The organism is Streptomyces liliiviolaceus (assembly GCF_018070025.1).
In the GTDB taxonomy this organism is placed as follows: domain Bacteria; phylum Actinomycetota; class Actinomycetes; order Streptomycetales; family Streptomycetaceae; genus Streptomyces; species Streptomyces liliiviolaceus.
Window position 1 is genome coordinate 251,269 of record NZ_JAGPYQ010000002.1, and the last position, 9,992, is coordinate 261,260.

7 protein-coding genes are annotated in these 9,992 nt (G+C 71.7%); 2 read left to right on the plus strand and 5 right to left on the minus strand.

Annotation, left to right across the window (positions count from 1 at the left end; translation table 11 throughout):
- Positions 1 to 253 precede the first annotated feature (253 nt).
- Both J8N05_RS36830 and J8N05_RS36835 read left to right on the plus strand, forming a co-directional pair.
- Complete coding sequence (locus J8N05_RS36830) at positions 254 to 1,417, plus strand: cytochrome P450 (RefSeq protein ID WP_247706837.1); 1,164 nt, start codon at positions 254 to 256, stop codon at positions 1,415 to 1,417.
- 56 nt (positions 1,418 to 1,473) lie between these two features.
- Positions 1,474 to 2,316 carry a thioesterase II family protein gene (locus J8N05_RS36835; RefSeq protein ID WP_210890931.1) on the plus strand — a complete coding sequence of 281 codons (843 nt, stop codon included), beginning with the start codon at positions 1,474 to 1,476 and terminating at the stop codon, positions 2,314 to 2,316.
- Between the two features lie 50 nt (positions 2,317 to 2,366).
- On the opposite strand, the gene J8N05_RS36840 is transcribed toward J8N05_RS36835, so the two are convergent.
- The 5 genes from J8N05_RS36840 to J8N05_RS36860 form a co-directional block, all read right to left on the minus strand.
- Positions 2,367 to 3,602: a cytochrome P450 gene (locus J8N05_RS36840; protein ID WP_210890933.1), complete on the minus strand. Its 1,236-nt coding sequence runs from the start codon at positions 3,600 to 3,602 to the stop codon at positions 2,367 to 2,369.
- A gap of 34 nt (positions 3,603 to 3,636) precedes the next feature.
- Positions 3,637 to 6,168 (minus strand): non-ribosomal peptide synthetase, encoded by a 2,532-nt coding sequence (locus J8N05_RS36845; protein WP_210890934.1) that lies wholly within the window; start codon positions 6,166 to 6,168, stop codon positions 3,637 to 3,639.
- A 50-nt stretch (positions 6,169 to 6,218) separates the two neighbouring features.
- Positions 6,219 to 7,409, minus strand: coding sequence for an FAD-dependent oxidoreductase (locus J8N05_RS36850; RefSeq protein WP_210890936.1), 1,191 nt, complete (start codon positions 7,407 to 7,409; stop codon positions 6,219 to 6,221).
- A 103-nt stretch (positions 7,410 to 7,512) separates the two neighbouring features.
- Positions 7,513 to 8,709: a cytochrome P450 gene (locus J8N05_RS36855; RefSeq protein WP_210890938.1), complete on the minus strand. Its 1,197-nt coding sequence runs from the start codon at positions 8,707 to 8,709 to the stop codon at positions 7,513 to 7,515.
- Between the two features lie 46 nt (positions 8,710 to 8,755).
- Positions 8,756 to 9,991: a cytochrome P450 gene (locus J8N05_RS36860; RefSeq protein ID WP_210890940.1), complete on the minus strand. Its 1,236-nt coding sequence runs from the start codon at positions 9,989 to 9,991 to the stop codon at positions 8,756 to 8,758.
- Position 9,992 lies beyond the last annotated feature (1 nt).

A 9,992-nucleotide genomic window follows, 5' to 3' on the forward strand; every position in this document is an offset into this window, starting at 1 on the left:
CACGGTTCACCGGCCACCTTCCGGTGGGTAGGTTGAAGGCTGACGGGAGAACCGCCGGATCACCGGCGCCGGGCGAGTGCGTGGCAACCGACGTACTCCCGGGGCGAGTTCCCCTCATCCATCGGCCGCCGCCCCAGGGCCGCAGCAGCCGGCCCGGCAGCACCCACGCATCACGTGCGACGGGCGGGCCGAGCCGCGCGGCGGGGCGCCCGATCCGGACGGCTGACGCCGACAACCTAGAGGGGAGACCCGTATGAGGCAGCGCACGGCCGGCCAACTGGGGCCGCTTCCGGAGTTCCTGCAGGCCGGCAGCGAGGACGTCGTACCCGTCGTCACGCCCGCCGGCGACAAGATGTGGCTGGTGCGCGACTACGCACTGGGCCGCGCGGTACTGACGGACAAGAGGTTCAGCCGGGCGAGCGCGGTCCTGCCTGCGGCACCCAAGTTCAACGACGCCCAGCCGACGCCGAATTCGATGATGAGCATGGACGGCAGCCGGCACACCCAGCTGCGGCGCATCGTCAGCGGCGCGTTCTCCACCGGCCGGATCGCCGCGATGCGGCCCTTCGTGGCGGAGCTGGCCGACCGGCATCTCGACGCGATGGCCGCGCACGGTCCCGGCGCCGACTTCGTCGAGCACCTCGCCGCCCCGCTCCCGCTCGCCGTGCTGTGCTCCCTGCTCGGCATCCCGGCCGAGGACGGCTCCCGCTTCCGGGACTGGGTCGAGGTGCTGTTCGACATCTCCGCGAGCAGTCCCCGGGAGAAGGCCCGCCGGCGCGTCGAACTCGCCGACTACATGACGGACTTGGTGAACCGCAAACGGCAGCGGCCCGAGGACGACCTGCTCACCACCCTGATCGGGCTGCACGACCAGGGTGAACTCACCATGAGCGAACTGCTCACCCTCGGGCTCACGCTGCTGATGGCGGGCTACGAGACCACCGCGGGACAGCTCAGCCTCTCCCTGTTGTCGCTGCTCTCCGACCCGGACGCGCACCGCGAACTGGTGGCACGGCCCGAGCGGACGGCGGCCGTCGTCGAGGAGCTGCTGCGGATCAGCCCCGCCACGCCCCTCGCCTTTCCCCGGGTCGCGGTGCAGCCGGTGGAACTGGGCGGCGTCACCGTCCAGGCCGGTGAGGCCGTCCTGGTCGCGCTGGTGCACGGCAATCGCGACGGCAAGGTGTTCGCCGAGCCGGAGTCCCTCGCCCTGACCGGCCACGACGCGGTCCATCTCACGTTCGGGCACGGCGTGCACCGGTGCCTGGGCGCGCCGCTGGCCCGCCTCCAGGTCTGCCTGGTCCTCGAACGTCTGCTGCACCGTTTCCCCGCGCTGCGGCTCGCCGCCGTCGACACCCCGGTGGTCTGGAAGGACGGCCTGGCGACCCGTGGGCTGTCCCTGCTCCGCGTCGACTGGTGACCCCACCGACCCACCACCCCACCACTTTCTGCGAGTCCGAAGGACGGCGTACCGCGATGACCAGCACCCCGCACAGGCCCACCCCGCCGAACATCCCGGGCGGGCCGGTCAGAAACCGGCGGGACACCGGCCAGGACGGCTGGATACGGCAGTACCACCCGCCGCGCGGCGGTGGCCCGGTGCTGGTCTGCTGTCCGCACGCCGGCGGGTCCGCGGTGGCGTACCACTCGCTGTCGGCGGCGCTGTCCGCCACCACCGAGGTGCTGATCACGCAGTATCCGGGCCGGCAGGACCGGCTGCTGGAGCCTCCGGTGGAGAGCATCGCGGAGATGGCGGACAGCGTCGTGGCGGCCCTGACCCCTTGGCGGCACCGGCCGATCGCGCTGTTCGGCCACAGCATGGGATCGGTACTGGCCTACGAGATCGCGCTGCGGCTGGAGCGGCTGTGGCCCGGCAATCCACCGATCGGCGTGATCGGATCGGGGCGTTCGGCGCCGTCCGTGCGCCATGACCGGGGGCTGCACCTGCTGGGCGACGAGGGCATCGTCGCGACCATGGCCGACCTGGCCGGCACCCCGACTGCGCTGCTGGACGACAAGGATCTGCTGGCTGTGGTCATCCCGGCGATGCGCTCCGACTTCAAGGCCGCGGAGACCTACCAGGACACCGGGGGGACCCGGCTCGACTGCCCGATCAGCGCCTACTGCGGCGAGTCCGACGTCAATGTGCCGGCCGAGGGTGTCCTCGCCTGGGGCGAACACACGACGGCGGGGTTCACGTCCCGGTTCTTCCCGGGCGGGCACTTCTACATCCAGTCCGGCGAGCGCGAGGTGGCCCGCGCCATCTCCCGTGACGTGGCGGCGTTCACCGCCGCCCGGGCCGCCGCCCGCAAGCGCTGACGGCCCGCTGACGGCCCCGGTGGCGCGCGGCGCGCGCCACCGGGAAGCGGTCAGGAGGCGGTCGGTTCGGGGGTTATCCGGACCTGCATGGCCGTGTGGCCGTTGGCGAAGTTGGAGAACAGTCGCGCGGGGGTGCCGAGCACCTCGATCTCCGCGACCTGGGTGCGCAGCGCCTCCAGCATGGCGTGCATATGGACCCGCCCCAGATAGGCGCCGAGGCAGAAGTGCGGCCCGTGCCCGAAGCTGACGTGCTTGTTGGGCGTACGTCCCAGGTCGAACGTGTACGGGTCGTCGAAGACGTCCTCGTCGAAGTTGGCCGAGCTGTTCCACAGCGTGATGATCTCGCCGGCCCTGACGGTGTGTTCCCGCAGCGGCACGTCGACCAGGGCGTGCCGGCCGAAGTGCATGGCCGGCGTGGTCCAGCGCACCACCTCCTCGGCCGAACTCTCCAGTGTCACCTCGCCGTTCTTCAGCCGCCGCCACTGGTCGGGGTGGTCGTGGAAGGCGCGTACGGCACCGGCGGCCGTCGCCCGGCTGGACTCGTCGCCGCCGAGGATCAGGCTGTAGGACTGGAGCACGATCTCGTCGTCGGAGAGCGGCTTGCCGTCGACGGTGGCGGCGGCCAGCGTGGAGAGCACGTCCTCGCCCGGGTTGCGGCGCCGTTCGGCGACCAGGTCGGAGATGTAGAGCACGAGTTCGTTGCGGGCCATCACCGATTCCTGCTCGCTGTCCTGCGAGCTGTACCGGGACAACGTCTGCGCGTTCCAGTCCACCACCTGTTCCCGGTCCGCCGCCGGGATGCCCATCAGATCGCCGATGGTGTGGATGGGGATGCGGTCCGCGACCTCGGTGACGAAGTCGAGTTCGCCGCGCTCGACCGCGTGGGCGACCAGGGTGTCGGTGCGCCGCTGGACGTTGGCCACCACCGGTGCCAGGACGCGCGGCGAGAAGGACTTCATCATGAGGTTGCGGACCGCGCGGTGCCGCGGCCCGTCGGTGACGGCGAGCATCCTGCGGGCCGCGGAGTCCTCCCCCAGGCGCAGCGTGGCCAGCACGTTGCCCTGCTCGGAGGTGTAGCGCCTGTTGTCGCGGTAGGCGTCCAGGACGTCCTGGTAGCGGGTCAGCACCCAGAAGCCGGGCAGCTCGTCGCGGCCGGGATGCCAGAACACCGGGTACTGGTCGCGGTAGGGCTGCCACATCCGGTGCGGGTCGTTGTCGAGGAACGTCTGCGGGTCGGTCAGATCCAGGGTGTCCGGATCCGCCGCCGGCTGCGTCTGCGTGGTCATGCGGGGATGTCCTCCAAATCGCGGGCCGGTGCCATCAGTTGCCGTCGCTCACGGCCACGGAGGCGAGTTCGGCGATCGTCTGCCGCCGGAACACGTCCTTCGCGGAGATCGACAGGCCGGCCTTCTTCGCGCGGGCGACCACCCGGACGCCGAGGATCGAGTCGCCGCCCAGCTCGTAGAAGTTGTCGGTGATGCCGACGCTCGGGACGCCGAGCACCTCCGCCCAGATGACGGCGAGCACCCGCTCGGTGCCGTTGCGCGGCGCGGAGCCGTCGCCGCCGGTGGTCCGCTCGGGGGCGGGCAGGGCCGCGCGGTCGATCTTGCCGTTCGGCAGCAGTGGGAACTCGGCGAGTGTGACCAGCGCGGACGGCACCATGAACTCCGGGAGCCGGGCGGCCACGAACGCGCGCAGTCCGGCGGGCTCGGTCTGCCGGCCGGCCGCCGGGCGTACATAGCCGACGAGCCGCTTGTGCTCGCCCTCGGCCCGGGCGACCACCAGGGCGGCCTCGATGTCCGGATGCTGCTGGAGCACTCGTTCGATCTCGCTCGGTTCGATCCGGTAGCCGCGGATCTTCACCTGGTGGTCGGCCCGCCCGACGTACTCCAGGGCGCCGGCGGCGGACCAGCGCACCAGGTCGCCGGTGCGGTAGAGCCGCTCGTCGGGCGGCCCGGCGAACGGGTTGGCCAGGAAGCGCTCGGCGGTCAGCTCCGGACGGTCCATGTAGCCGTGGGCGACCCCGGGGCCGGCGATGAACAGCTCGCCGACCACGCCGACGGGCACCGGTTCCAGCAGCTCGTCCAGCACATAGACGGTGGTGTTGGCGACCGGCCCGCCGATCGGGACGGCGGTGTGCTCGTCGGCCTCCCGCACCAGATGCCATGTCGCGAAGGTGGTGGTCTCGGAGGGGCCGTACAGATGCACCAGGCGTCCGGGCGGGCCGGCGGCCAGCACCTGGGCCACCCGGGCGGAGTTGACGGCCTCGCCGCCGAACAGCATGTGCCTCAGGCCGCGGAACGCGCCGGGGTCGGCGGCGACGACCTGGTTGAACAGCGCGGTGGTCAGGAACAGCGTGGTGAGCCGGTGCCGTTCCAGGGCGGCGGTCAGCGCGGCCGGGTCCAGCAGGGTCTCCTTGTCGAGCACCACCAGCCGCGCCCCGGCGACCAGCGGGGCCCAGATCTCGAACGCCGCCGCGTCGAAGGTGACGTCGGCACCCTGGCCGGAGACGTCGTCCGGGTGCAGCGTGAGGTAGTCGGCGTCCCGCAGCAGCCGGACGAACGCCCGGTGGGTGACCACGGTGCCCTTGGGCATGCCGGTGGAGCCCGAGGTGTAGATGACGTAGGCGCCGTCGGCCGAGGTGACCGGGACCCCCGGCGGGCCGGCCGGCGGCGCGGCGATGTCCTGCTCGTGTTCCTCCAGGCAGATCATGCGCGCCTCGGGGGCCGACAGTTTCGCGGTCAGCTCGCGCCGGGTGAGGCAGGCCGCCGCCCCGGTGTCCGTGAGCATGAAGCTCAGCCGGTCGGACGGGTAGTCGATGTCCAGCAGCAGATAGGCGCAGCCGGCCCGGAGCACCGCGAGGAGCGCGGCGAACAGCTCGGGGCCGCGCGGCAGGCAGACACCGACGAAGGACCCGGGTCGCACCCCCTGGGCCAGGAGCAGCCGGGCCAGGCGGTCGGCCCGCTCGTCCAGTTCGCGGTACGTCATGGTGGTGGTGCCGTGCACGACGGCGACCGCGTCGGGACGGGCCAGGGCGTGCTCGCCGACCAGTTCGTGCAGACAGCGGTCGGCGGGATACGGGCTCCGGTTGACGCCCCAGGCGTGGAGCAGCGTGTCCAGCTCCTCCGGGTGGATCAGGGGCAGTTCACCGACCGGCTGCCCGGGGGCGCGCAGCGCGGCGGTCAGCAGCACCAGCAGGTTCCGGGTCAGCCGCCGCGCGGTGGCCGCCTCGAACAGCGCGCCGTCGTACACCAGGGCGGCGGTCAGCCCGCCGTCGTCGGCAGCCGTGAACTCGAAGCTCAGCTCGCACTCCGGCAGGGCGCGGTCGTCCGGGGCGGCGCCGAGCACGTCACCGTCGGCGGCACCGGCCAGCAGGATCCGGGTCTGCACCAGCGGGTCCCGGCCGACCTCGGCGCGGACCCCCAGGACCTGGACGACCTGCCGGTAGGGCACCCCACGGTGTGCGAGGGCGTCCCGCACCACCCGGGCGTTGTCGGCCAGCAGTTGCCCGAACGGGGTCTGCGGCAGCACCGTGCCCCGCAGCACCAGAGGGTTGGCCCGGTCGTCGGCTGTGCCCAGGGCCAGGTCCTGCTGGCGGCTGTAGCGCGCGAGCAGGACCTGGAGGGCGGTGAACAGGCCGGTGAACAGGGTGCCGTCGTGCTCGCCGGCCAGGGCGGTCAGTCCGCTCACCGCGGCGGCCGGCACCCGGAACGTCTCCCGCGCGGTGGCCGGTACGTGCCCGGCGAGCCGGGGCCGGTCGGCGGGCAGCCGCAGTTCCGGCAGATCGGCGAGGCGTTCCCGCCAGTGGTCGAGTTCCGCGGCCGGCTTCGCGCCGGTGGTCACATCGGTCATGTCGTTCTCTCTCCTAGCCTGTGCCCGGCCCTGCCAGTGCTGCCTGCGGATCACTGTGCGTCCATGAGTTCGAGCAGTTCGAAGGTGACGAACTCGTCGATGGGGCAGACCCCCGACATCGTCGAGAAGTACCGGTCGACGAGTTCGGGGCGGGTGGCGACCGCGCGCAGCAGTGCCAGCTGATGCTCCGGCGGATCGAGCCGGGCCGTCTTCAGGGTGGCCTGGTAGTCGGTCATCAGGACCTCGGTGCGCTCGGCGGCGAAACGCTCCAGCGCGGCGGCCAGCCGGCCGGGGTCCCGCAGGTCGTCACCGACGCAGTCGACCAGCAACTGCACCTGGAAGAAGGCGTCGGTGATGCCGCGCGCGGTGATGGAGTCCTTGTGGTGGCCTGCGTCGCCGATCAGCGCCCAGCCGGGACCGGCCGCCTGCCGGAAGAAGTTCCGCTGGTCGCCGGTGCCGCGCAGCCGCTCCAGTTGGCTGCCCGCCGCCATCTGTTCACGTACCTCGGGGGACATCCGCTCCACGAGGGACAGCAGCGAGTTCAGCGCGTCGCCGCGGACGTCGGCGAACCGGTGCTGCGGGAAGTAGCCGGCCACCAGGGTCGCGCCGTCATTGGTCGGCACCGTGCCCATCCAGTGGCCGGGGATCTCGTAGAGCCGGAACTGCGCCGGCAGGTCCGACCAGTAGGAGTAGTAGGCGCAGGTGAGTGTCGGGTCCTCGATCTCCGTCTTGGCGTCGACCTTGGCCGCCACCGTGGAGCGCATGCCGTCTGCGCCGACGACCAGCCGGGCGCGTTCCACGGTCTCCGCTCCCCCGCCGGTGCTGAGCCGGACGCCCGCCACCCGGTCCCCGTCGTACACGAGATCGCGCACGGTGCAGCCGTCCCGGAACTCCGCCCCGGCGTCGACCGCGGCCTGCGCCAGGATGGGGTCGAGGAGATGACGGCGGGCGGCGTAGGCGGCCGGCTGGCCGTCGGCCGGCCAGGAGGCGCCCTCCAGCCGCAGGCCGGCCACCGAGTAACTGACCCTGTCGATGGCCGGGCAGCCGGTGCCGACCACCGCGGGCAGCACACCCCAGCGGTGCAGGAGGGCCACACCGGGCTGGTGGATGTAGAGGGTGGACAGGGTGTCCCGGGGGAACGTACTGCGCTCGACCAGCAGTACGCGGTACCCGGCGCGCGCGAACAGCATGGCGGCCGGCGCCCCGGCGCAGCGCGCGCCCACCACGATCACGTCGTACACGAGACGCTCCTTGTCTTGCGTCGGATGGTGCCGCCCTGTGCCGGGTGAGCCGGCTCCGGCCCGGGGCGGCCGGAGCCGGGCCGGCGGGACTTCGCGGACACGGCTAGGACGTCGTCCGCAGCGGCAGGGTCCAGACGCCGGTGAAGTCCGGGGGCGTCAGGAAGGTCGGCCGGTCGGCCGGGTCGGTGCGCAGCCGGGGGAAGCGGTCCAGCAGGATGTTCAGCGCCACCCGCCCCTCCAGCCGGGCCAGCGGCGCGCCCAGGCAGAAGTGGATGCCGCGGCCGAAGCCCAGGTGCGGGTTGGGGTCGCGGGCCGGGTCGAAGAGCTGCGGGTCGGCGAAGACCCGCTCGTCCCGGTTCGCCGCGGAGAACCACACCTCCAGCACCTGGCCCTCGGGCACCTTCTGCCCGGCTATCTCCACGTCCTTGGTGGTGATCCGGTAGCCGGCCGCCAGCGGGCTGAGATAGCGCAGCGACTCCTCGATCACGGTCGGCACCAGGTCCCGGTCCTTGCGTACGCGGGCGTCCGCCTCCGGGAAGGCGTCCAGGCACAGCACGGTGTTGCCGAGCAGCATGGTGGTGGTGATGTGTCCGGCGAAGATCAGCAGATTGGTGAAGTTCACGATCTGCCGGTCGGTCAGCCGCTCACCGTCGACCTCCGACTCGATGAGTTTGGTGAGCAGGTCCTCGCGCGGCCTGGCGCGGCGTTCGGCGACCTGTTCCAGGAAGTAGAAGCCCATCTCCATGGCGGACTCGGCCTGGTCCTCCAGGGACTGCTGCTGTCCGCTGTCCCCTTCGTGCGTGGTGAGCTGGCCGCGGGCCGCCAGCGACTCGTCCGCCCAGCCCTTGAGCAGGTCGCGGTCGCTGTTGGGGATGCCCAGCATGTCGCAGATGACGATGACCGGCAGCGGGTAGCCCAGCACGTCCGCCAGGTCGAAGGAGTCGCCGGTGACCTGGTCGAGCAGTTCATGGGTGAGTTCGGCGATCCGGGTCTCCAGGCCGGCCACCATCTTCAGGGTGAAGGTGCGGCTGACCAGCTTGCGGAGCTTCTTGTGGTCCGGCGGGTCGACCTGGGTCAGATTGCCGTCGAACGCCGCTTTCGCCTGTTCCGGCGGCACGAACCGGGTGGCGACCGCGGAGGAGTAGGTGCCGGGGTCGGCGAGGATCTCCAGCGACTCCGGGTGGCCGTAGACGTTCCACATCCCCACCTCCTCGTCGTACTCGATCGGTCGGGGGGGCTGCTTCCCGCGCAGCCAGAAGTGCTTCGGGTGGATGTCCCACTGGTCTACGGGACCTGTCATGGGGTCTTCCCTTTCGCGGACAGGGCGACGGGCGCGGGGCGACCGCTCATGAGGTGAGGAGGGGCAGTTCCGAGGCGGTGATGACGTGGGGCAGCGGGAGGAAGGTCGGCAGCCGGTCCGGGTCGGTGCGCAGCCCGGGGAAGCGGGCCAGGACGGCGTTCAGCGCGACCCGGCCCTCCATCCGGGCCAGCGGGGCGCCCGGGCAGAAGTGGATGCCGCGGCTGAAGCCGAGGTGCGGGTTGGGGTCCCGTGTCACGTCGAAGGCGTGCGGCCGGTCGAACTGGCGCTCGTCCCGGTTGGCGGCGCCGATCGAGAGGGCGACCATCTGGCCGGGCACCACCGGCACCCCGCCGATCTCGGTCCTGGCCAGCACCGCCTTGTAGGCGACCGCGATCGGGGGCATGAGCCGCAGCGTCTCCTCGACGACCGCCGGCGTCAGCGCGGGGTCGGCGCGTACCCGTGCCGCGAGTTCCGGGTCGGTGTCCAGGTACAGCAGGGCGTTGCCGAGCAGCGCGCTGGTGGTGGCGTGCCCGACGACCAGGAGTTCGTTGGCGAAGTTGACCACGGCGCCGTCGCTGAGGCGTTCTCCGTCGACCTCGGCCTCGACGAGTTTGGTGATCAGGTCCTCGCGCGGCTTCACGCGCCGTTCGGCGGTGTGCGCCCGCAGATAGTCGAACAGTTCCGGCACCACCCGCATCGCGGCCTGCGGGTCCGCGTCGCTGTTCGGGTTGCGTTCGCCCGAGGTGAGTTCGATCGCGCTGGAGGACATCCGCTCCACCCAGCGCTTGAACAGGTGGCGGTCGCTGGTCGGTACGCCCAGCAGTTCGGAGATGACCATGACCGGCATCGGGTAGGCGAGGTCGTTCACCAGTTCCAGGCTGCCCCGGCCGTCGACGGCGTCGAGGAGTTCGTCGGTGATCGCCACGATGCGCGGCTCCAGCTCGGCCACCACCTTCGGGGTGAACGCCTTGCCGATGAGCTTGCGCAGCTTGGTGTGTTCGGGCGGGTCGGTCATGGTCAGCGCGCCCTCGCTGAACGACTCGTCGATCTCGGTGGCGGCCAGCAGACTGGCGATGTTGTTCGAGAACGACCGTGGGTCGCGCAGGACTTCGAGTATCTCCCGGTAGCCGTAGACGTTGCAGACACCGAAGCCGTCGACTTCGACGGGCCGCTCGGGGCTGTGTCCGCGCATCCAGAAGAAGGCGGGGTTGATGCCCAGGCGGTCGGCGAACGCGGCGGCCTTCGCGCCGTCCGCCTGATGGGTGGCCGATGCTGTGGTCATG